Here is a 24198-nt window from a genome sequence, read left to right as displayed (position 1 = left end):
ATCTCATCCTTACCGACGCACGCCTGAGGCCGCCGCGCGCTCCAGCACCACCTGCGCGTGGTTAATAATCGGTGCATCCACCATTTTGCCGTTGAGCGACACCACGCCCAGGCCGTTACGCTCGCCCTCTTCTGCCGCCTCAATCACCCTTTTGGCGTGATCCACCTCTTCCTGAGTCGGGGCGTAGGCGTTGTGCAGCAGGTCAATCTGGCGCGGGTTAATCAGCGATTTGCCGTTGAAGCCCATCTTGCGGATCAGATCGACCTCGCGCAGGAACCCGGCCTCGTCGTTAACGTCTGACCACACCACGTCGAACGCGTCGATGCCCGCCGCGCGGGCGGCGTGCAGCACGGCGCAGCGGGCGTAGAACAGCTCGGTGCCGTCGCCGCGCTCGGTCTGCATGTCCATCACGTAGTCAAAGGCGGCCAGCGCAATGCCGATGAGGCGCACAGAGCTGCGGGCAATCGCCACGGCGTTGATGACGCCAACGGCTGACTCAATCGCTGCCATCACGCGGGTGGAGCCAACCTCCCGGCCGCACTCGCGCTCAATGCGCTCGAGGTGGCCTTCCAGCTCGTAGATGTCGTCCGGGGTGTCGGTTTTCGGTAGACGAATAACGTCCACGCCCGCGCGCACGGCGGCCTCCAGATCCAGCAGGCCAAACGGCGTGCTGAGCGGGTTAATGCGCACCACGGTTTCAATATCCTGATACATCGGGTGCTGAAGCGCGTGGAAAACCAGCATGCGCGCGGTATCCTTCTCGCGCAGGGCGACGGCGTCCTCAAGGTCAAACATGATGGAGTCGGGGCGGTAGATAAACGCGGTGGAAAGCATGGCGGCGTTGGCGCCCGGCAGAAACAACATACTGCGGCGGAGTTTGCTCATTTCAGCGCCCCCCAGTTGATGGCCTGCTCATCGGCAGCGCGCAGAAGCGCGCTCTGCAGGCGGGCGCGGATCACACAGTCCAGCGCCCCTTTGTCTTCAATAATGATAAGTCCCTGGCGCACGTTCATGGCGCACAGCGTGTCGTTGACCACCTGGCGAATCTGCTCGCCAAACTGCTTAATCACTTCACTGTGGATGACAATCTCCAGCTCGCCGTGAGCGGGAGCGATTTTCACCATCAGGTCGCTGGACTCCTGCGTTCCGGCCAGCGCCTCCCTTACAATTTTCATGATAAATTCCTGATAGTTATGCGACTTCCGCACTCGCACGATAATGTGCTTCAAGATGCGTGAAGGTGGAGTCCGGGACGATCTCGCGGATCCGGGAAAACTGCTGTGTCTTGAGTAAACGGCGCACTTCGGACGCCGAAATGGCGTTGCCGGTGGCCTTGATGCGCGGCATTTCCACCACTTCGATGTGCGAGGCAAGCAGGTCGTGCAGCGTCTGGTTGTACTGGCGGGTGATATCGCAAAACGGCTCCGAGCCGATGAAGCGGTGGGTGATGCCGAGCGCCGGGGCGATGAAGTCCCGGAAGATCAGCACGTCGATCTCGCTCCACGCCTGCTGCACTTTGCCGGTCTCCTTCAGGAAGTAGGCCGGGAAGGTGGCGCGGGAGATGATGTACTGCGAGCCTTCATGCACCACCACGTTTGGCAGATGCGCCACGCCCGCGCGCACCATCTCAAGACGCGCGCTGAACGGGAAGAACGAGGCGTCTTCACGCACCACGAACAGATGCAGGGTATCGCACCGCTGCGCCGCCTGCTCCACCAGATGGCGGTGCCCGAGGGTGAACGGATTGGCGTTCATCACTATCGCGCCAATGTTCTCCCCGCACCTGCGCTTCGCGCGCAGGGAACGGCAGTAGCGTTCGATCCCCTGCGGGGTGTTCTCCATCAGCACCGCGTTGTTCCCGCTCTGGGCAATCGGCCAGAAGCCGCTGCGGGCAAAGCGCTCCCGGTTGCACGGACGGGTGCAGAGGAAGAGGTGAAAATGGCCGCGCTCCAGCGCCGCATTTTCCACCTCTGCCAGCAGCCGCGCGCTGAGGTTCTCGCCGCGAAGCTGCTCGTTGACCGCCACGCATTTGATGACGTTGGCGGCAAGCCCTGCGCAACCCACCAGCTGCGCGCCGGACCAGGCTTCGACAAACAGCGTGATGTCGTTGTCCAGGCCAAGGCCGCTGTCTGCCAGCAGGTAGCGGATCTGGCTTAAGCGTTCCGGGTGTTTCGCCACGAGGGTGTGGCGAAAATCGATGGGTTGACTGTTCATGCCGCCTTTCTCAGTGAGCCGCCGCAAGCCCGACGGCTGGCGCTTCCACGATCACGTTGCTCAGATGACCGATATGCTCGATCTCCACCTCAATGCGATCCCCCTCCTTCATAAACAGCGGCGGGTTACGCTTTTTACCCACCCCGCCAGGGGAGCCGGTGATTATCACGTCCCCCGGGCTGAGGCGTGTGAAGGTGCTGATGTACTCGATCAGCTCCGCGACCTTGTGGATCATGCTGCTGGTATTGTCTTCCTGCACCATGCGGCCGTTCAGCCAGGTGCGGATCGCCAGCTGGTGCGGGTCAGGAATTTCATCCGCCGTCGCCATCCACGGACCAAACGCCCCGGTCTGGCGCCAGTTTTTTCCGGCGGTGAACCAGGTGTGCTGCCAGTCGCGTGCGGAGCCGTCCATGTAGCAGCTGTAGCCCGCCACGTGGCGCAGGGCGTCGTCGCGGCTGATGTTCTCCCCGCCTTTGCCGATGATCACCGCCAGCTCGCCTTCGTAGTCGAATTCGCTGGAGTGGCGCGGCTTCAGCACCGGCTCGTTGTGGCCGGTCTGTGAATCCGGGAAGCGGACGAACAGCGTCGGGGCCGGGTTGTGCTGGTCAAACTCCTTGCGCTTGTCGGCATAGTTCATGCCCACGCAGAGGATTTTTTCCGGCTGCACAATCACCGGCAAGAAGGTGATGGCGCTCATCGGCACGTCCACCGCGTCGTTCAGGTAACGGGTGGCCAGCGCCAGCCCGTTGCCCTGCAGCAGCGCCTTGAGGTCGCCGTAGCGGTCGCCCAGACGGCGGCCTAAATCAATCACGCCGTCGGCCTGGACGATGCCGTAGCTGCGTTTTCCCTGGTATAAAAAGCTTGCGAGTTTCATTGTTCTTTCCTGAATACTTAAACGAGGAAGTTGCCCAGAATCAGCAGTGAAATAGAGACGTTAATTGCCCCGCCGATTCGGGTTGCAATCTGGGCGAACGGCATCAGGCTCATGCGGTTGCCTGCGGTCAGGATCGCCACGTCGCCGGTACCACCCTGCCCGCTCTGGCAGCAGGAGACGATGGCGACGTCAATCGGGTGCATACCAATCTTTTTGCCGACGAAGAAGCCGGTCGCCACCAGCGCGGAGACGGTGCTGACGATCACCAGCAGGTTGCTGACGGTGAAGGCCGCCACCAGCTCATGCCACGGGGTGATGGCCACGCCAACGGCGAAGAGGATGGGGTAGGTCACGGAGGTCTGGAAGAATTTGTACACCACCTGCGAGCCTTCCAGCAGGCGCGGAGAGGCGCCGTTGCAGAGCTTCACCAGCACCGCCATAAACAGCATGCCGACCGGAGCAGGCAGGCCAATCAGCTTGTGGCCGAGCATGCCGAGCATGTAGAGCAGCACCGCCAGCAGCGCGCCGGAGGCGATGGTGGTGACGTCCGCTTTGCCGGAAAACGCAGGCTGCGAGACGGTGGCATCGGCATTCGCGCGGTTAGGCATCAGTTGGCCTTCACCGGTCAGGTGCGGGTAGCGTTTACCGAGCTGGTTCAGGCAGCCGGAGATGATGATTGCCGTCAGGCCGCCGAGCATCACCATCGGCAGCACGCGGCCGAGCGCCACGCCCTGGTCCATGTGCAGCAGGGTGGCATAGCCGATGGAAAGCGGAATTGCCCCTTCCCCGACGCCGCCCGCCATAATCGGCAGAATGATAAAGAAGAAGATCTGGAACGGCTCAAGGCCCAGCGCCAGGCCGACGCCCATCCCCACCAGCATGCCGACGATTTCACCGCACAGCATCGGGAAGAAGATGCGCAGGAAGCCCTGAATCAGCACGGTGCGGTTCATGCTCATGATGCTGCCGACAATAATGCAGCAGATGTAGAGATAGAGAATGTTGGTGGATTTGTAGAACTTAGTGGTGGACTCGACCACCACGTCCGGCAGCAGGCCGTAATAGACCAGCGCGGAAGGGATAAAGGTGGCGCAAATCGCCGCCGCGCCGAGCTTGCCGACAATCGGCAGACGTTTGCCAAACTCGCCGCAGGCAAAGCCAAAGAAGGCCAGCGTCGCGACCATCACCACGATGTCGCTCGGCAGCTTTCCGCCCAGGCAGTCAATCGCAATCAGCGCGCCCGCCAGAACGAACAGCGGCAGAGGAATAATCCCGATTTTCCAGGTATCCATAATATGCCACCAGCGCTCCTTAAGCGAAGGCCGCTGAATTTCAATCGGGTCGTGGGTAACAGAGAAAGAATCGTCAGTTGTGCTCATAATAAGCCCCTTAGTTATTTTGTGCGTTCAGCTTAGAGTCACAAAGGCTTACTTTATGTGAGGAATGGCATATTAAAAGCGAAGTTTTAATGGCAGCTATGGTTTTAATGGTTTCTTTTATTTAATGTGATTTATGCCTTATTTATTATCGTGGTTTTTATGGTTTCTTTTCTGAAGTGAACAAGCAAATAACATTTAACTTAGCGGCATGAAGAGCCTAAGCCTTCAGGATAAATCATTTACAGCCCTTGCTGTGCAAGGGATCACAAGTTTCCCGCAAAGCGGACATCCGCATGAAAAAAGATGATATATTGACGATCTTTGCCGCTACTTTGCGTGATAGTTATGAAAGTCTCTTTCCAGATTAAGCTGTTTATTTCGCTGGTTGCCTTTTTCTCAGTGCTTTTTGCGCTGCTGGGCGGATATTATTATGCCGATGTCGGAAAACAGCTATATCAGGAAATGAGCGCGCGCGCCAAAATACAGGCGGAAGAGATTGCGCTTATTCCGTCATTGCGTACTGAAGTTGAACAAAAAGATATCAACGCCATTCATGATTTTATGCAGAAAATGGCCGCACACAGCGACGCCAGCTTTATTGTCATTGGCGATAATACGGGACGGCATCTTTTTCACTCCGTCTTTGCCGACAGGGTGGGCACGACGCTGGTCGGCGGCGACAATGAAGCCGTGCTGCATGGAAAGAGCACGACAACCATTCGTAAAGGCGGGCTGGGCATTTCGCTGCGCAGTAAAGCGCCCATTTTCAACGACGCCGGGCAGGTAGTCGGCATTGTTTCGGTGGGCTATCTCACCAGCTACCTGGACACCATTACCGTCAGTAAAGTGGTCAATATCCTTATTGCCGCCGTGCTGCTGCTGGTCGCCCTCTTTGTCTTCTCCTGGTTCTTTACCCGCAGCATCAAGAAGCAGATCTTCTCCCTGGAGCCACGAGAGATCGGCCTGCTGGTGCGCCAGCAAAAGGCGATGATGGAGTCCATCTACGAAGGCGTGATCGCCATTGATAACGAACGGCGCATAGAGGTGATCAACCAGGCGGCGCGCAAGCTGCTGGGCCTGAGCCAGCCGGCCCGGGAACTGCGCGGGCAGCTGATAAGCCAGGTGATCGATCCGGTCCCGTTCTTCGACACCCAGACGATGCTGGCGAAAGATACCCATGACGAGATTTGCCGCTTTAACGATCTCACGGTCATTGCCAGCCGGGTACACATCATGCTTGAGGGGTCGCTGCAGGGCTGGGTGATCACCTTCCGCGATCGCAACGAGATCGACTCGCTGAGCGCCCAGCTCAGCCAGGTAAAACGCTACGTCGATAACCTGCGCATTATGCGCCATGAGCAGTTAAACCGGATGACCACCCTCTCCGGCCTGCTGCATATGGGCCGCTATGAAGAGGCCATTCGCTACATTCAGGCGCAGTCGGAGCATGCTCAGGAGCTGCTGGACTTTATCTCCTCCCGCTTTAGTTCCCCGACACTTTGCGGCCTGCTGCTGGGGAAAGCCGCCCGCGCGCGGGAGAAAGGCGTCGAGTTGAGTTTCGATCCGGCGTGTCGGCTGGACAAACCGTTCCTGCCGCTGGGGGAGCAAGAGCTGATTTCGATTATTGGCAACCTGCTGGATAACGCCATCGAAGCGACACAGCGGTCGCCGCTTCCCCATGCGCCGGTGGAAGTGCTGATAAAACTCAGCGAACAGGAGCTGATTATTGAAGTGGCCGACCAGGGCGTTGGCATTACACCGGCGATCCGTGATCGGATCTTTGAACGCGGCATCACCACCAAAACGCGGGGCGATCACGGGATTGGCCTGTATCTGATCGAAAGCTACGTCACGCAGGCTGGCGGCACAATAGAAGTTGCCGATAACACGCCGCACGGTGCCATTTTCTCACTGTTTATCCCGGCCTCGGGAACCGTCCGGCAACTGGAAGATACCGACTATGCAACATGAACTTATCGACGTACTGATTGTTGAAGACGAGAACGAACTGGCACAGCTGCACGCGGAGCTGATAGGTAAACACCCGCGCCTGCGGCTGGTCGGGATTGCCTCGTCGCTGGCCGACGCGCAGGTTCAGCTTGAGAGTAAACAGCCGCAGCTGATGCTGCTGGATAACTATCTGCCTGACGGCAAAGGCATCACCCTTATCAGCAACCCGATGCTGACCCGCGCCAACTGCTCGGTGATTTTCATCACCGCCGCCAGCGATATGGACACCTGCAGCCAGGCGATTCGCAACGGCGCGTTTGATTATATCCTCAAGCCGGTTTCCTGGAAGCGGCTCAGCCAGTCGCTGGAGCGCTTTGTGCAGTTTGCCGAACAGCAGCGGGTCTGGAAGATTGTCGACCAGCAGAACGTCGATTCGCTCTATCAGCTACAGGCGAAAAACTACCGCCAGGACAGCGGCAGCAAGGGCATTGAGGAGAATACGCTGGCGCGGGTTCAGGCGCTGTTTAACGACAAGGCAACCCACTGCTTTTCGGTAGATGAAGTGGTGAGCGAGACGGGATTGAGTAAAACCACCACCCGGCGCTATCTGGAACACTGCGTGGAAACGGGTTTTCTGAGCGTGGAGATGCTGTACGGCAAGATTGGGCACCCGAGGAGGATGTACAAGCGTAGTGCGGTTTGATGAAATTCTCCCCCTCACCCTAACCCTCTCCCCAAAGGGGAGAGGGGATGGCACGGAGCCGTCTTTTCACCCTCGCCCCTTTGGGGAGAGGGTTAGGGTGAGGGGCAACGTCCCACACTACTTCAACACATACCCATACAGCCGCTTGATCCCGTCGGCATCTTTCTCGCTATACACGCCCTGCAATTCCGGCGAGAAGCCCGGCAGCAGGTTGATGCCCTCCTCCAGCGCCAGGAAGTAGCGCTGTACCGCCCCGCCCCAGACTTCACCCGGCACCACGCACAGCACGCCCGGCGGATAGGGCAGCGCCCCTTCTGCAGCAATGCGCCCTGCGGCATCCCGTATGCGCACCAGCTCCACCTCTCCGCGAATATAGGCCCGGTTCGCATCCTGCGGGTTCATCACCACCGCAGGCAGGCTCTCCTTACGGAACATCGCCTTCTGCAGATCCTTCACGTCAAAGCTGACGTAGAGATCGTGCATCTCCTGGCACAGCTGGCGGAGCGTGTAATCCCGGTAGCGCACCGGGTATTTCTGGAAGATCGTCGGCAGCACGTCCGCCAGCGGCGTGTCGTCTTCAATATGCTGCTCAAACTGCCCCAGCATCGCCACCAGCTGCGCCAGCTTCTCGCTGCTTTCGGCAGGCGTCAGCAGGAACAGGATCGAGTTGAGATCGCACTTCTCCGGCACGATGCCGTTTTCACGCAGGTAGTGCGCCAGAATCGTCGCCGGGATACCGAAATCCGTGTACTCCCCGGTTTCGGCATCAATGCCCGGCGTGGTCAGCAGCAGCTTGCACGGGTCGACAAAGTACTGCTCGCTCGCATAGCCCTCAAATCCGTGCCATTTGGCCCCCGGCTCGAAGCTGAAGAAGCGAAGCTCGCTGGCGATAGCGTGAGTCGGATGATCCTGCCACGGCCGTCCCGCCACCACCGGCGGGATAAACGGTTTGATCATATGGCAGTTGGCAATGATAGCCTTGCGCGCCTCAATGCCCAGCTCGACGCACTCCGCCCACAGCCTGCGCCCGCTCTCCCCTTCGTGGATTTTGGCGTTCACGTCCAGCGCCGCGAACAGCGGATAAAACGGGCTGGTGGAGGCGTGCAGCATAAACGCGTTGTTCAGCCGCTTGTGCGGGCAGAAGCGTGCCTGACCGCGAATGTGGTTATCCTTTTTATGGATCTGCGACGTTTGCGAGAACCCGGCCTGCTGCTTATGCACCGACTGGGTCACGAAAATGCCCGGATCGTTCTCGTTCAGCTCCAGCAACAACGGGGACGTTTCCGCCATCATCGGGATAAACTGCTCATAGCCCACCCAGGCTGAGTCAAAGAGAATGTAGTCACACAGATGGCCGATCTTGTCGATCACCTGACGAGCGTTGTAGATCGTCCCGTCGTAGGTGCCAAGTTGAATGATCGCCAGGCGGAACGGGCGCGCCTCGTCGGCCTTCTCCGGCGCAGCCTCGCGGATCAGATCCCGAAGATACGCGTTATTAAAGCAGTGCTCGTCAATCCCGCCGATAAAGCCAAACGGATTGCGCGCTGCCTCAAGATACACCGGCGTGGCGCCCGCCTGGATCAGCGCCCCGTGGTGGTTAGATTTATGGTTGTTGCGGTCGAACAGCACCAGGTCCCCGCGCGTCAGCAGCGCGTTGGTCACTACCTTGTTGGCCGCTGACGTACCGTTCAGCACAAAGTAGGTTTTGTCCGCGTTGAACACTTTCGCCGCGAACTTTTGCGCGTGCTTGGCGGAGCCTTCGTGGATCAGCAGATCGCCCAGCTTTACGTCGGCGTTGCACATGTCGGCGCGAAACACGTTCTCACCGAAGAAATCATAGAACTGTCGCCCTGCCGGGTGTTTTTTGAAAAACGCCCCGTGCTGGTGGCCCGGACAGGCGAAGGTGCTGTTGCCCATCTCCACGTACTGGCTCAGGGTGTCGAAAAAAGGCGGCAGCAGATCCTCTTCGTAACGGCAGGCGGCGCTCTCCAGTTCCAGAAACTCCTGAGCTTTACCCGAGATAATCGCCGTGACGCCATCAGGCATCTCTCCAGGCTCTTGCGAGAACATAAACACCGGTAGCTGAAAGCCCGTACGCTTCAGCAATGCGAGAATGCCGCTGTAGCTTTCAACAACCGTAATGACGACTGCCGCCACATCGGTGAAATCGGTGTTATCCAGCGTCACCTTTTCACGGTGCGTAGAAACTTTGGATACCAGCTCATGGCTGACGGCAATTTTCATGGTTTTCATAAGCGCAAATACCCTCACCGAACGGTGAGACAGGGAGGAGAAAATTCGCGCAATCATGTCACCTTTTATTTTTAGGCGCAAGAAGGAATCAGTATGCACGAAACCACCCAAAGCTAAGGCCCGCGCAGCCCTGACGTGCCATAATAATGCAATATCAATGAGTAAATAACAGGAGTTAACCGTGGTTATCGGGCCATTTATTAACGCCGGAGCCGTATTGCTGGGCGGCGTACTGGGCGCAGTGTTGAGTCAGCGGCTGCCGGAGCGTATCCGCTCATCCATGCCCTCTATATTCGGCCTGGCATCCTTAGGCATCGGCATCCTTTTAGTGATCAAATGCGCCAACCTGCCCGTCATGGTGCTGGCCACCCTGCTCGGCGCGCTGATTGGCGAGTTTTGCTATCTGGAAAAAGGCATCAATAGCGCGGTAGGCAAAGCCAAAAACCTGATTGCCCGGCCGGGCAAGGCGAAGCACGGCACGCACGAGTCGTTTATTCAGAACTACGTTGCCATCATTATTCTGTTTTGCGCCAGCGGCACCGGGATTTTCGGTTCGATGCAGGAAGGGATGACGGGCGACCCGAGCATATTGATTGCAAAAGCGTTTCTCGACTTCTTCACCGCCACTATTTTCGCCACCACGCTCGGCATTGCCGTAGCGGCGATTTGCGTCCCGATGCTGCTGATCCAGCTGGCGCTTGCCACCTGCGCCACCTTGATTCTTCCGCTGACCACGCCGGCGATGATGGCGGACTTCACCGCCGTCGGCGGCCTGCTGCTGCTGGCGACGGGCCTACGTATTTGCGGGATCAAGATGTTCGCGGTGGTGAATATGCTGCCCGCATTGCTGCTCGCCATGCCGCTCTCCGCGCTCTGGACGCACTTTTTCGCTTAAGGATGCGGCGAAATGGTGAGAGATTGCGCAGTCTGTAACGAAAACAACATTTTTCGTTGACGGCAACGGGCAGATCGGGTTTAATGCGCCCCGTTGCCCGGATAGCTCAGTCGGTAGAGCAGGGGATTGAAAATCCCCGTGTCCTTGGTTCGATTCCGAGTCCGGGCACCACTATTTAAAAAACCCGCCCAAAAGGCGGGTTTTTGCTTTTTGGCTAATTCAGCAACTTGATACGCCCCTGTTTCCGTCCTTAGCTCACAAGGTGCCTTGATGGTGTCGGTGTAATATCCTACCTGTTTGTAGAGCAAATCAGTGTTGACTCTATCTGCTTCAAGTGCCAACAGGTTTATCGCTGAATGCGTGCCCCCCCTTTTACATCAGCTGTTTTTATTAGCTGGAAAGCCAAACAGGTAATGAGCCGTCTGGTAGTCGGTCCGGGTTGAACGCGAGTCAGTCTTCATAGGGCTGGAAACCGCTTACCTATTAGAACTGCAAACGCAAGCGTCGGTAATGAGCTAATACGGATCCAGCGTAAAGCATATAGTTGGTTACATTGCCTGAATCAGCCTGGGGGAGAGTTGATTCGCGGTTCGCTGAGTCTGGATCGAGAACATACTCCCGCCGAGGTTGCTAGGGATCATCAAACGGCGGTGGAAGTTGGATGTTCTTTCTTAAGCCTGACGGATTTGCTGAAATTGCCGATCATCTTCATCATGAGCAAGTTGTAATCAATCGTTTTAAGCATGATTCACGGGAATAACCTGCCCACCCAATTACGCCCCCATATATATGGCATAAACCTTGTGAATGATATGGTTTTTATGCTTGTACTCCAGCCCATTCGCGGTATCATTTTACGATCTCTCTTCCAGTTTTATGCTTACCGTCTTTGCCGATAGTTGAACAATGCCGGAAAGCGTTATCAGCGATTAAGGGCACGGAATGGGTTTTTGGATATTTGTTATTATGCTGGCTGTTATCTGGCTTCTGTTTACAAAAAAGAAAAAGTCGCCGCCCTGCAAAGTAAACAGCAAAACTATCACCAAGATAAATCATTCATCCAAACAGAAATCCCTCAATAATCCAGACAGCAGCGTGATAAATATGCATTCTCAGGTCGACGATGATGATGAACTAGCAACCTTCAGCTTCGTTAATGGACAGGCGGTTGAATACAGCGCCAGCCGCCAGCCATCGCGAGAAAGCGCCGCCCGTAGCAATACCACGCCAGCGCGATGGGTCAAACCGGGAGAAAGCATCACCATTCAAAACGTCGTTATTAATCACGGTCATTTTTATTTCGGCGGGCGGTTAAAAACACATTCATCAGGAGAATATGGCTATCTTTATAACGATGGTTCCGATGCTTCGCTGGTTAACGACGCTTTCCCCATCGAACCCATTTCACGCCATTATTATGATGAATCTCTAGGATATTGGCCCACCTTTGCCACACTCTCCCCTCGCTGCCGTGGTGCCTATCTTGACTGGCTGGCAAGCGATCGCAGCGATGCGAGTTGCCCTGTTGGCTATGTTTTTATCTATTTTTATGGTCTTGAACGCCGCGTACTGGCAGATGGCACACAAGAATCCATTTCTGACAATGAATTCAAAGCATTATTTGAAGAGATATCGCGCCTGAGAACCGTATTTCAGGCAAGCGGCTCCTTCCAGCATTATGCAACGCAGTTGCTGGAAATGATGAGCATTCTCAGACCAAAGCTGCTATCTATGCACAGCGAAAGCGAGTATTTTTCGTCGAGGAGTTCAATACTGTTCAGATTAAATCTGGCGACGGTGGTCGATAAAGGACAACCTGTTTGTGCCGATCTGGCACTGGCATGGATACACTATTTTCCTGATTACACCCTGCGCACGCCTGCCCGTCGATGTCATTCTGAATTTTCCGCGTTATTCAAACAGCGTTATACCCAAAAATACGGTGACGGTATTGTCGTCAAACCCAATAAAACACGGTTGTATTTAAGCTATACCCCCGCCAGTGGTACGCTTCGGGAACTTCAGGTAAAAAAACAGATGGATCTTCCCGATCCCAGCGTTTTAAAAGCCCCTGTTCAGAAATTAATTCCTGTTGCAGAATCCTGTATCAATGCGCTGGATGCCTACAGTCGCTATCTCGGTAAAAAAGATGCCTCACCAAGTGATGTCGCCGCCATCATGCTGCTTCCCGATGAAATACTAACCGAAGATGCAGAACACCTGTTTGCTGAATTTAAACACTGGGCAGATGAGAAAATCCGTGAACATTCAGGACTGGCGACTGTAGCTGATTTCTGGGCCAGACTGGGTATGCCTGTACCGGATAAGATTAATAAGAAAGAAGCCGAGCTGATGCAAAATTTCGCCAGGCGAGCAGGCTACGGCATTGCGCCGGATATGCGCTATCACCTTGTCCGGCCAGAACCAGAAGGACATATTGTTTTGTTTCCCGAAGGACATGCGGAATTCTACGTACCGTCGGCGGAATTTACGTCAGTCTCGGTGGCGCTTCGGTTGGGCGCCATGATTGCACAAATAGACAAGCGCGTGGACGATGCTGAACAGGTCACGCTGGAAAAAACCATTGATCACAATGATGCGTTGTCGCCAACAGAAAAACGCTCGCTGCACGCCTACCTCACCTGGCGGCTCAATACGCCTGCAAATCAGGCCGGCCTGAAAGGTAAAATTGAGCAACTCAGCGATAAAGAAAAATCCACTATTGGCAACGTTATCATCAGCGTCGCCTGCGCAGATGGAAAAATCGATCCGGCTGAAATTAAGCAACTGGAAAAAATCTACACCAGCCTCGGCCTGGACAGCAGTACTGTCACCAGCGATATCCACCGCCTGTCAACCGCAGAAACAACACCGACTGCTACGTTACAAACCCCATCAGCGACGAGCGGCGCGTTTTCTCTTGATGGACGGATCCTTGCCCGTCATGAATCTGATACCACGGACGTACGCCAGTTGCTGAGCACCATCTTCACCGAAGATGAACCCGCTGACGAATCCCCGGCGGAGAGCCCGTCACATACTGGCGCAGGTCTTGATGAAGCACATCACCAGCTTTACCAACGTTTGCTGGAAAAAGAGCGCTGGGCGCGAAACGAAGTCGCTGAGCTATGCCAGCAGTTTAATTTGATGCTGAGCGGCGCGATTGAAGCAATTAATGACTGGTCTTTCGAACAGGTTGACGCCCCGGTGCTTGATGATGACGATGATATTTACGTTGACCTGGAAATTGCACAAGAACTCAAAGGATAATTTATGTCTGGCATTCGTATTCGTCTCAAAGAAAGAGACGCCATTATTCAGTCACTGAAGTCAGGCGTTACGCCTAAAATTGGCATTCAGCATATTCAGGTTGGTCGGGTCAACGAGATAAAAGCGCTGTATCAGGATATTGAGCGTATCGCTGATGGCGGTGCTGGATTCCGGCTGGTTATCGGGGAATACGGTTCCGGTAAGACATTCTTTTTAAGCGTTGTGCGCTCAATCGCACTAGAGAAAAAGCTGGTGACAATCAGTGCCGATTTATCCCCGGATAGGCGTATCCACGCGACGGGTGGACAGGCGCGTAACCTCTATTCTGAGCTAATGAAAAATCTGTCCACGCGCAATAAGCCGGACGGAAATGCATTATTAAGCGTGGTTGAGCGCTTTATTACGGAAGCCAGAAAAGAAGCAGAAAGTACAAACGTGACGGTTCCGACGATTATTCACCAAAAGCTCGCTGACCTGTCTGATATGGTTGGCGGTTACGATTTCGCCAAAGTCATTGAATGTTACTGGCAGGGCCACGAGCAGGATAATGAGACACTGAAATCAAATGCCATCCGCTGGCTAAGAGGTGAATACACCACGAAAACCGACGCCAGTAACGATCTGGGTGTGCGCACCATTATCTCTGATGCCTCTTTCTACGATTCGCTAAAGCTGATGAGCCTGTTTGTACGTCAGGCCGGATACGCGGGTCTGTTGGTTAATCTGGATGAGATGGTCAATCTGTACAAACTAAGCAATACGCAGGCCAGGGTTGCGAACTATGAACAGATACTGCGTATTCTGAATGATTGTCTGCAAGGAACGGCTGAGTATATTGGCTTTTTACTTGGCGGTACGCCAGAGTTCCTGTTCGATCCGCGCAAGGGGCTATACAGCTACGAAGCGCTCCAGTCTCGGCTGGCGGAAAACAGCTTCGCCCAGCGTGCCGGGGTGATTGATTATTCGTCCCCTTCCCTACACTTAGCCAGCTTAACGCCGGAAGAGCTCTATATTCTGTTGAAAAACCTTCGTCACGTTTATTCCGGCGGCGATGCGGATAAGTATCTGGTTCCTGATGATGCGCTGACGGCATTTTTACACCACTGTAGCAACACTATTGGCGATGCCTATTTCCGTACGCCACGAAACACGATTAAAGCCTTCCTGGATATGCTGGCCGTGCTGGAACAAAACCCGTCCATTCAGTGGTCACAGTTAATCGCCGGTGTCGCGATCGCGGAAGAAAAACCCAGCGATATGGATGAAATAACGTCGGCAGAAGATGCCGATGAGGATGGTCTGGCCGACTTCAGATTATGATGAACGAATACCAGCGGCTGGATCCACGGATACAGAAGTGGATATACCGGCAGGGATGGGCCGATCTCCGGGAACTGCAAAAAAAAGCCGTTCCACCGATATTAGCGGGCGATCGGGATGTCCTGATCAGCGCCGCGACTGCCGCGGGTAAAACGGAAGCTTTTTTCCTGCCCGCCTGTTCTGCCATTGCGGATATTCAGGGCGGTTTTGGCATTCTATACATTAGCCCACTTAAGGCTCTGATTAACGATCAGTATCGACGGCTGGAAAGCCTCGGCGATGGGCTGGAGATGCCGGTCACGCCCTGGCATGGTGACGTTGCGCAGAGCAAAAAACTGAAAGCGAAGAAAAACCCTGCCGGTATTTTGCTTATCACCCCGGAGTCGCTGGAAGCGATGCTGATCCGCAATGCGGGATGGTTAAAGCAGGCTTTCGCGCCACTGGCCTATATCGCCATTGATGAATTCCATGCTTTCATCGGTTCTGAGCGGGGTATGCAGCTTCTCTCTCTGTTAAATCGAATCGATCACCTGCTCGGAAGAATCGACAATCCAGTCCCCCGAGTCGCACTCAGCGCAACGCTGGGGGAACTGGAGCGAGTACCGTTATCTCTGCGGCCAAATCAACGTCTGCCCTGCGACATTATTACCGACAGTCAGACTCACGCCACGCTAAAAGTACAGGTGAAAGGTTTTCTGGAACCGCTAACCAACTCGGGCCAACAACCGCCGCCGTCGGCAGAGACGCAAATCTGTCATGATATCTTTCGCCTCTGTCGCGGTGACTCCCATCTGGTGTTCGCTAATAGCCGCAAACGGACCGAAAGCATTGCCGCTACGCTTAGCGATCTGAGTGAAGCTAGCATCGTTCCCAATGAGTTCTTCCCCCATCACGGCTCGCTGTCCAGAGATCTGCGTGAAACGCTGGAACAGAGGCTTCAACAAGGCAACTTACCCACCACCGCCATCTGTACGATGACGTTAGAGCTTGGCATCGACATCGGTAAAGTCAGCTCCGTTGTGCAAGTTACCGCCCCCCATTCCGTAGCCAGCCTGCGCCAGCGAATGGGACGCTCCGGTCGGCGCGACTCGCCTGCCGTATTGAGAATGCTGATTGCCGAACATGAACTGACGCCAACATCAGGCATTGTCGACCAGCTCAGGCTTCAGCTTGTTGTGTCGCTGGCCATGATCCGCTTACTTATCGGCAGCAAATGGTTTGAGCCAGCTGATACCCGGCAGATGCACTATTCCACCCTGTTCCATCAGATCCTGGCGATCGTGGCGCAGTGGGGAGGCGTGCGTACGGATCAGATCTGGTCACAGCTATGTCAACAAGGGCCATTTCAGAAAGTCCGAATCGATGACTTCAAAACGTTATTGAAGCATATGGGAGAGCACCAGTTTCTGACCCAGCTATCAAGCGGCGAACTGGTTCTGGGCGTCGAGGGCGAACGTCAGGTAAATCAATACACCTTCTACGCCGTGTTCAGCACACCGGAAGAATTTCGCATTGTGGCGGGGAGCAAAACACTGGGCTCCATTCCCGTTGATTCCCCACTGATGCCTGACCAACACATTATTTTCGGCGGTCGACGCTGGAAGGTAACCGATATCGATAGTGATAAAAAAGTTATTTATGTCGAAGCGACAAAGGGCGGGCAGCCGCCGTTATTTGGCGGACAAGGGATGTCCATTCATGATGTCGTCCGCCAGGAAATGCTCACCATTTATCGGGAAGGCGACTACCGTATCACCGTTGGCGATCGCAAAGCCGATTTTGCCGATACCACGGCCAGAAACCTGTTTGATGAAGGGCTGCACTGTTTTCGCAACAATAATCTGGCTTCGGAATGTTTTATTCAGCAGGGGCAGCATGTCTACATTCTTCCCTGGCTAGGCGATCAAACCGTAAACACGTTGTCGGCATTACTTATCCAACGCGGTTTCAAGGCGGGCTCATTTGCAGGTGTGGTTGAAGTAGAAAAAACTACGGTCTCGGAGGTTAAACAAGCGTTATTCAGCGCACTTCAGGAAGGGCTACCTTCCGAACCCCTTCTTGCCGAAAGCATCGCTGAAAAGTGCCTCGAAAAATATGATGAGTATTTACCGGAGGCGTTGCTGACGCAGGAGTATGGGTTACGTGCTTTTAATGTTGAGCGCGTGGAGGAGTGGTTGCAGGGGCATTTATATTAAGGGGAAGAAGAATGAGAAAAAACTGGACTATAGAGGAAGATTGTAAGCTGCTAACCTTGGTGCGTCAGCACTTTTCCGCGCTGGTCAGCCATAACCGGCTGAATGCCACAATGCCATTTAGCCAGCAGCTCCACGATGCATTTGACTCACCTGACCGCGATGCCGCAGCATTGCTTTATCGCCTCGAACAGGCAAAAATCTTGGGATTTGCCAGCCGTCCTGGTGGCGATCCCACTAAACAACCGTTTCGCTGCCTGATAAACGATGATTTGGCGCTATACGATTACAGCCTCACCTTTCCCACCCTCAGAAAAGCATTGCATCCAGATACCGTTGCGGCAGCACTAAACCACTTCACGATTAGCAATCCACACGAACCACTGTCCAATACTATAAATGAAATCGCGACAGCCTTGCATCTTGCCCCCATGCAGGTGGAAAAGATTCTGATCGAAAGTGACCAAATAACCATCAATAGTTACCGTGAGTGTGAGCGTGTTGGAGAGAAAACTATCAATAATAATCTGCAAGATCTCATTTCCAGGCAAATTCCTGACATAACGCTGATTAAAGAGATTAACGCCTGTCGCGCCCAAGTCTCTCAACTTTACCACGTACATGAACGTGATGGCGCGGAGGTTATTTTCAGTTCCGACGGCACGGGGTTCGGCAAAAGCTATGGCGTGATTCAAGGGTATGTTGAATATCTGGAACGTTTCGCCAAAACCCAGCAGCCAAATTACCTGTTTCCCGAAGGCGGCTTTACCAACCTGTTGTTCATGTCGCCGCAAAAAACACAAATCGATCTGGACAGCAACCAGAAAGAGAAAATTCTGGCCGCTGGTGGCGAGTTCATTTGCGTTCTCTCCCGTAATGATATTGCCGACCTTGATTTTATGGACTGGGCCTCTGGCCTGAAAAACCGCGACCGCTATACCCGTTGGTATAAAAATGCCAATAACAACTCCCTTATCAGTGTTGCGATGCGTTCACTTAATCACCTGGTTTCGCAGATTGATCGTTGTGAAGAACAACTGGCAACATTTAATAGTCAGCATACGGATTTTGATATAGAAATAATCAAAGACCAGCTAAAGAACTACCGTCATAGTCTTCGCAACACCATTGTATCGGCATGCAAGTCATTATTTGAACGGAGTAATGGTGAAACGTCGATTCAAGAATATATTCGCTGCGGGCTGCTTGCTCGCAGAAAGCGAGAGCTTAACGCAATGCTGGGAAAGCCTGCGTCAAAAATGAGTGTACATGAAGTCTACTTCGAGCTTATCAAGCAGGTATTGCCTTTCGAAGTGTGTCAGTACCGCCCATCGGTGCTGTTAATGACCACCAAAAAATTCGATACATCAACTTATCGCCTGACACCTCGTAAACGAGGCGAAGGTGTGAATTTTGAGCCCGTAGGTTTTGACCTGCTCCTTGGCGGCAAGCGGAGCCCCAAAGATCCACAGATCAGCACCGTTGCGGCAGCCGGTCATATCGGGCAGGTTGCCTATCTTCGCGACGAACACTTCAAACGTAATCTAGACTGCCCTTTTCGCCAGAAAAATATCCGCTTCACGGTGATAATCGATGAACTGCATGAAGCTTACACCCGCCTTGAAGAAACGTGCCATGTAAAGCTAATCACACAGGAAAATAACCTGGCGCACGTTATTTCCGTCGCAGGACGTATTCACAACGCGGTACTCAGCTTAGAGCGCCGAAACAAGCCCAAAGAAGCGCAAACGACCTTTGAGCAAGAGATGGTCAAATTCATCACTACTCTGCGCAATTTACTGGCAGAAAAGTGCGAACTATCCCCAGGTACAACACTGGGATCGATCCTGGAGATGTTTCGCGACCAGTTAGGGGCATTCGAAGTCAATGGCGACGCCGCCGAACGCATCATTTCCATCACCCGCAATGTGTTCAGCTTTAACCCCAAAATGTACGTTAATGAAGAGGGGCTAAAACGCATTCGTATGCGCAACAGCGAAGGCGACATAACGCGCACCGAGCTGTATTACGAAGTCGAAAATGATGCCAATGACACCAACCCCACCCTGCACGATCTGTTCCAGTTGGTCTCCGTCATCCTCTCCGCCTGTTCTGATATTACCAACCGACACTTTAAGCGCTGGGTAAAGAATGGCGGCCAGGATAACTCCAGCAGCCAGAATACGCCTTTGGGCCAGTTTGTTGACGCAGCCAATAACGTAGCCGGCTTGGTGCGCCACATCTTCGATCGCACCACCGATAAAAACTTGTTGATTGATCATTTCTACACTTACCTGCAACCCAAAACCGTATTCACGATGACGCCGATAGCTGAACTCAATTACGTGAACAGGGGAGCCGAGCGCACAATTATTCTGGCGTTCGAAATGGATCTGGTACAAGAGTTGCCCGAAGCCATGCTGCTGCGTTTATTAACCGGTACGCACAATAAAGTAATAGGGCTTAGCGCCACCAGCGGTTTTAGCCACACCAAAAACGGTAACTTCAATCGTCGCTTCCTGGCACGCTATAGCCGCGACCTTGGCTACCGAATCGTTGAACGCGAAAAGGCAGATATCGACACACTTAAAGCATTACGCGGGTTGAGGGCCAGTATCCGCAAAGTCGACTTCAGAGTGTTTGATGATGAACAGATGCAATTGACCGATATCTGCCAGAACAGCGAAACCTTTCGAAAGGTATATAACGATTTATTCAAAGCGCTAAAAGAACCGCTGGAATACGCCCTGAAAAATACCTATAAACGACGCCAGTACTGCCGGGAGCTGGAAGCGTTATTGCTTGCCGCCTACGAGGGTAAAAACAGCCTGATTTTGTCACTTTCAGGGACGTTTAAGTGGGCCTTTATCAGCGCCTGGCGCACGCATAAGACAACCTGGCGCAAGCATTACGGTATGCACTCCCGGTGCGATGAAAAAACGGATAACGATAAGAAACATGACCAGATCCTGACCTTTACCCCATTCAAAGGGCGTCATACCATCCATTTGGTCTTTTTCGATTCACCACTGGCTAATGTCGAAGATATCAGGCAAGAAACCTATCTCCAGAACAGCAATACCGTACTGGTATTTATGAGCAGCTACAAAAGTGCGGGCACCGGCCTCAACTACTTTGTTAAATACCATGACGGCGATATTAATGATATCAATGCATCACGTCTGGATGTCGATTTTGAGCGCTTAGTGCTCATCAACTCCTCGTTTTACAGCGAAGTAAAGGACAACAGCGGTAACCTCAATACATTACCTAACTACGTTACCGTGCTTAAACACTACGCCGATGACGATATTACCGTCCACAAGTTGGCCGATATCAACGTTAATTTCGCCCACGGCGAAAACTATCGCCTGTTAATGGCCGAACATGATATGAGCTTATTCAAAGTCGTCGTGCAGGCCGTAGGGCGAGTCGAGCGTCGCGACACTCTATTGAAAACAGAAATCTTTTTACCCCGCGATGTGTTCCGTAATGTTGCATTCCAGTTCGCCGCCCTCAGTGAAGATGGCGCTAACGAGGTCATATCAGAAAGCATGTCCTTGCTTAACAACCGCCTCATGAAGGAGTGCGAAAAGCTGAGCCAGAGCCAGTCATTTAGTGATGTTGAACAGCGGCATGCGTTTGAGCAGGCTATCTTAGAAAATGGTCGCCGCATCGATGCTGTTCATAAGCGTGTCCTGAAAACCGACTGGATAAATCAGGTACGCGCCGGCAACCTTGAATATCTCGAATTGTGTAATTTATTCCGTGATTCTGACTCCTTTACCGATCCCCTGCGTTGGCTGGAAAAACTTCAGGCTAATTCCTTGTATGTCGCCAATCGGCAAATGCAATCTATCCACCACGCCCTGTTTATCGATCGCCAACAGGGCAACCAAACTATTTTACTTTGCCACAAACGCGACCCGGATGGACTTGTCCACAGAGATTATTCCGCCCTGTCGGATTTCGCTGGCGGCGCAAGAGAGTACCGGCCAGAGCTCACCCTCTTTCCGCAGTATAGAAACGATGTCGATTTTACCCCCGGCAACCTGGTCGGCGAGTTGATTCGTGAATGTGACAACATCCAGGAAACGGCATTCAAAAAATGGGTGCCCAATCCCAGGCTAGTTCCATTGCTCAAAGGCAATGTTGGTGAATATCTCTTCGATAAAGTGCTAAAAAGTTATGGCGTTACCCCACTCTCCGACCAACAGGTGTTTGAACGCCTTGAACCGCTGGTATATGAGTTTTTTGACCGCTTTATTGAAGTGGGTGACGACCTGCTCTGCATCGACGTTAAACGTTGGGCGACACAGTTGGACGATTTAACGCGGGCAGAAGAAACGCTTGAGAAAAGCAACAACAAGATTCGCCAGATCCGTAATATTACCAGCCAAAAGGCAGACACAGAGGGGCAGAAACAGCTTCAGGCTGTGCTGGCAGGCCGTTACGAACGCATTCGATTTGTCTATCTGAACGTCGCCTACAGCCAGAACCCCAATAATCTGATGTGGCAAGATAACGTGGATCACACGATCCACTACCTTAACCTGTTGCAAACCGACTACCAGTACTATCAGCCCAAAAATAGAGAGAACGGGCGAGCTCAGGAAAACTCGAAACTGAGCATGACATTGGACATTAACCCAATGTTACTAACCCTACTGGGTGTAGAAAAGTTGCCGACTAAAGGAAAAGTCTCATGATCCCTAATCTGAATGAACTGACGGATACTCCGATTGCCCGAACCAATTTGATCAAGCTTGAAGAAGATCAGCTGACGACCATCCAGCGTCTATTGGCCCCTGTATCTAATATCTATACGATAGACTTTATGGTTCAGCGCTTTACTAAAGAGCGAAAAGAAAAATCCGCTGATTACTATGCGCGAATTCATCAGGAGGTAAAATCTTGCGTGCGGCAGAAGCTTGGGCTGGAGGCCGGGCAGGAGTTAAAATATGAGCTGCATTGCTTACCAAATTACCATCACGTCTTTTTTTTCCTGGCGCCTGCAACTAACCCGAACAGTCAGGTTCATAGGACGTTGGCAGAACGTATTGAAACGCTTTGTCAGCAACTCGCCGCTGAAAATCATGACCTATCTCGCCTGATTCAGGGATTATTTAGCCTGCATTTGAAAATGGTAATGCTGGAAAAAGCCAGTGAGCGCTTTTCGGTATCGCCAGCTTACTTCAACTCAACGCTTTACCTTAACGCTCGCCTGAGTCAGCCCGTCACACAAAAAAAAGGCACCGGGGTGATGGAAGCCTTTGAGCTCGACATTTATGCCTCAGAATATAATGAACTCGCTTTTACCCTGCGCAAACGAAAATTCCTGGTCGAACCGGCGGATGAGATGCACCTATCCCTGGACGATACCAGCGTGTGGTTTAACATCGATAATCGTCGGCTTAAAGCTCGGCGCAAACTTGATGCCCGTGATAGCAAACTGGATTTTTTTCGTGAGCGCAGCGGTTATGGCGAATGCCAGGCCTATACCTATAACGTGGTCATGAATGCTGCCTGCGAACGGCTCAGTGAACTAGAGATCCCCCATCAACCTATCCCATTTCAGGCTACACACGAGGTCAATCAGTTTGCTACCGACCTCGATCAACAGCTGGCTAATACGCTGTTGGTGGTTAATAACGGAGTCGAATTCAGCGCCACGCAAGAAGCTTATTTCTTTGACACATTGGCTATCCAGTTCCCCGGGTATCAACTTTGGCCTCTGGCATCGCTTAAACATTCCCGACAAACCGGATTTGCTGAGCTGCCTGCCAATACATCTATTCTGGTACTCAATGCGGTAGATGAAGAACGAAGCAACAGCATCCGGCAGCAAGAGAATGAATCTGTTGAGTATGGTGATTTCTATGCTGCCTTTGCCGACTCCCGAAAACAACCTGAACTCAATTGGGATACCTATACCCAACTTAAACTGGATCGTTTGCAAGGGTGGCTAAATCTGAAGCCGCTGCCTGTAGTCTTGCAAGGTATGAACATTGATTGCAAATTACTGGATGCGATCGACCTTATTAATGAGCTATCAGTAAATAATCCCGAACAATACAACATTGATCTTGCAAAGCCTCGTAGTCGTCTCAAGTCGGCAGTTAACTTACTAAACAGCAAGATCCGTCGAACAAAAACCGAGTTGTGGTTCAAAGAGAGCTTACTCAACCAACATCACATCCCACTACCAGACCTAACAGATGGCCACTATACCGCCTATGCGGTACGTAGTACGAAAAGCAATACTTCCTTACTTGGGCATGTTGAACTGAAAGTAGAACATGGTCAGCTTAAAGTGGTCGATACAGGTATCACTGAAGGTAAACTGGACTGGCTATTGGTTGAACATCCACCGCTGGGAAGACTTAAGAAAATATTCGACAAAAGCTTTTATCTTTACGACCATGCCGCAGATGTCCTGCTTACCACCTATAACAGCGTACGTGTGCCCCGCCTGATTGGCCCGACTAAATTTGATGCGGTCGATTGGTACGCCTACCAAGAGAGTGAAAAGGCGCGAACGGAACGTAAAGGAGATAATTTTGATGAGTACACCATCACTCGCTCGGCAAAATCGGAGCAAAATATACTGCCTTATTTAATATCACCAGGCCGTTCGAAACACGACCCGCTAACCAAAGAGCAAAAAATGAGACACCACCATACATACTTGCAACCACATGAGCATGGTGTGTTTGTCCTTATTAGCGACGCTCAACCTACAAATCCTTCAATTGCACGACCTAACCTTGTGGAAAACCTTTTGATATGGGACGCTCAAGGTAATACCGTAGATGTATTTAACCACCCATTAACTGGCGTTTATCTCAATAGCTTCACGCTAGATATGCTCAGGAGCGGCGAAAGCAGTAAGTGTTCGATTTTCACCAAGCTTGCCCGATTGATGGTGGAGAACTAACAGAAAGTGAGTCGGTGTTTTTAGAACACGTTATATGTGGACCTGACTCCACATATAACGAGGTTCCTATTCGCAAAATAACGTTTTTTTTCGTGATAATTCTCACAAAAACAAAGCGATTTTTTATGGGGCCTTCGTGGGGGCGCTGTTTATGACAAACGCCATAAAAAACCAATAACAAACAGTATATTAGTCGTGGATATGATTCCGA

At 52.8% G+C, this 24198-nt stretch carries 14 protein-coding genes and 1 tRNA gene; 9 read left to right on the top strand and 6 right to left on the bottom strand.

Going from position 1 to position 24198, the window contains the following annotated elements:
• Positions 1-9: 9 nt before the first annotated feature.
• Genes citE through OSH03_RS11225 form a run of 5 tightly spaced genes read right to left on the bottom strand, consistent with a single transcriptional unit; the run spans position 10 to position 4467 of the window.
• On the bottom strand, positions 10-885 hold the full coding sequence (citE, locus tag OSH03_RS11245) for a citrate (pro-3S)-lyase subunit beta (RefSeq protein WP_266179072.1): 876 nt from the start codon (positions 883-885) through the stop codon (positions 10-12).
• Positions 882-1175: a citrate lyase acyl carrier protein gene (citD, locus tag OSH03_RS11240; RefSeq protein WP_266179071.1), complete on the bottom strand. Its 294-nt coding sequence runs from the start codon at positions 1173-1175 to the stop codon at positions 882-884. Before citD ends, citE begins: the two co-directional genes overlap by 4 nt.
• A gap of 16 nt (positions 1176-1191) precedes the next feature.
• Positions 1192-2214: a [citrate (pro-3S)-lyase] ligase gene (gene citC / locus OSH03_RS11235; protein WP_266179070.1), complete on the bottom strand. Its 1023-nt coding sequence runs from the start codon at positions 2212-2214 to the stop codon at positions 1192-1194.
• 10 nt (positions 2215-2224) lie between these two features.
• A complete protein-coding gene (locus OSH03_RS11230; RefSeq protein WP_061097091.1) occupies positions 2225-3088 on the bottom strand; it encodes a fumarylacetoacetate hydrolase family protein in 864 nt (287 codons plus the stop codon).
• 17 nt (positions 3089-3105) lie between these two features.
• Positions 3106-4467: a 2-hydroxycarboxylate transporter family protein gene (locus OSH03_RS11225; protein WP_023333366.1), complete on the bottom strand. Its 1362-nt coding sequence runs from the start codon at positions 4465-4467 to the stop codon at positions 3106-3108.
• Between the two features lie 345 nt (positions 4468-4812).
• Here OSH03_RS11225 and OSH03_RS11220 point away from each other — a divergent pair, with 345 nt between their 5' ends.
• Both OSH03_RS11220 and OSH03_RS11215 read left to right on the top strand, forming a co-directional pair.
• On the top strand, positions 4813-6438 hold the full coding sequence (locus OSH03_RS11220) for an ATP-binding protein (RefSeq protein ID WP_266179069.1): 1626 nt from the start codon (positions 4813-4815) through the stop codon (positions 6436-6438).
• Positions 6428-7120 carry a response regulator gene (locus tag OSH03_RS11215; protein WP_266179068.1) on the top strand — a complete coding sequence of 231 codons (693 nt, stop codon included), beginning with the start codon at positions 6428-6430 and terminating at the stop codon, positions 7118-7120. The genes OSH03_RS11220 and OSH03_RS11215 overlap by 11 nt, the downstream gene beginning before the upstream one ends.
• A 117-nt stretch (positions 7121-7237) precedes the next feature.
• On the opposite strand, the gene OSH03_RS11210 is transcribed toward OSH03_RS11215, so the two are convergent.
• Positions 7238-9373, bottom strand: coding sequence for an ornithine decarboxylase (locus OSH03_RS11210; protein ID WP_266179067.1), 2136 nt, complete (start codon positions 9371-9373; stop codon positions 7238-7240).
• A 181-nt stretch (positions 9374-9554) separates the two neighbouring features.
• Here OSH03_RS11210 and OSH03_RS11205 point away from each other — a divergent pair, with 181 nt between their 5' ends.
• The 7 genes from OSH03_RS11205 (at position 9555) to OSH03_RS11175 (ending at position 23987) form a co-directional block, all read left to right on the top strand.
• Positions 9555-10268, top strand: coding sequence for a DUF554 domain-containing protein (locus OSH03_RS11205; RefSeq protein ID WP_045260780.1), 714 nt, complete (start codon positions 9555-9557; stop codon positions 10266-10268).
• Between the two features lie 95 nt (positions 10269-10363).
• Positions 10364-10439, top strand: a tRNA-Phe gene (locus OSH03_RS11200).
• Positions 10440-11210: 771 nt separating this feature from the next.
• Positions 11211-13538: a tellurite resistance TerB family protein gene (locus tag OSH03_RS11195; protein ID WP_266179066.1), complete on the top strand. Its 2328-nt coding sequence runs from the start codon at positions 11211-11213 to the stop codon at positions 13536-13538.
• A 3-nt stretch (positions 13539-13541) separates the two neighbouring features.
• Positions 13542-14858 (top strand): ATP-binding protein, encoded by a 1317-nt coding sequence (locus tag OSH03_RS11190; RefSeq protein WP_266179065.1) that lies wholly within the window; start codon positions 13542-13544, stop codon positions 14856-14858.
• The gene (locus tag OSH03_RS11185) at positions 14855-17053 is read left to right on the top strand and encodes a DEAD/DEAH box helicase (protein WP_266179064.1); all 2199 of its coding nucleotides are present in this window, start codon (positions 14855-14857) and stop codon (positions 17051-17053) included. The genes OSH03_RS11190 and OSH03_RS11185 overlap by 4 nt, the downstream gene beginning before the upstream one ends.
• Before the next feature lie 11 nt (positions 17054-17064).
• Positions 17065-21759, top strand: coding sequence for a hypothetical protein (locus OSH03_RS11180; RefSeq protein WP_266179063.1), 4695 nt, complete (start codon positions 17065-17067; stop codon positions 21757-21759).
• Positions 21756-23987 (top strand): hypothetical protein, encoded by a 2232-nt coding sequence (locus OSH03_RS11175; RefSeq protein WP_266179062.1) that lies wholly within the window; start codon positions 21756-21758, stop codon positions 23985-23987. The genes OSH03_RS11180 and OSH03_RS11175 overlap by 4 nt, the downstream gene beginning before the upstream one ends.
• The last annotated feature ends 211 nt before the right edge of the window (positions 23988-24198 follow it).

The organism is Enterobacter nematophilus (assembly GCF_026344075.1).
In the GTDB taxonomy this organism is placed as follows: Bacteria; Pseudomonadota; Gammaproteobacteria; order Enterobacterales; family Enterobacteriaceae; genus Enterobacter; species Enterobacter nematophilus.
Note: the sequence above shows the minus strand (reverse complement) of the source record. Positions and strands in the feature narration are given on the sequence as shown.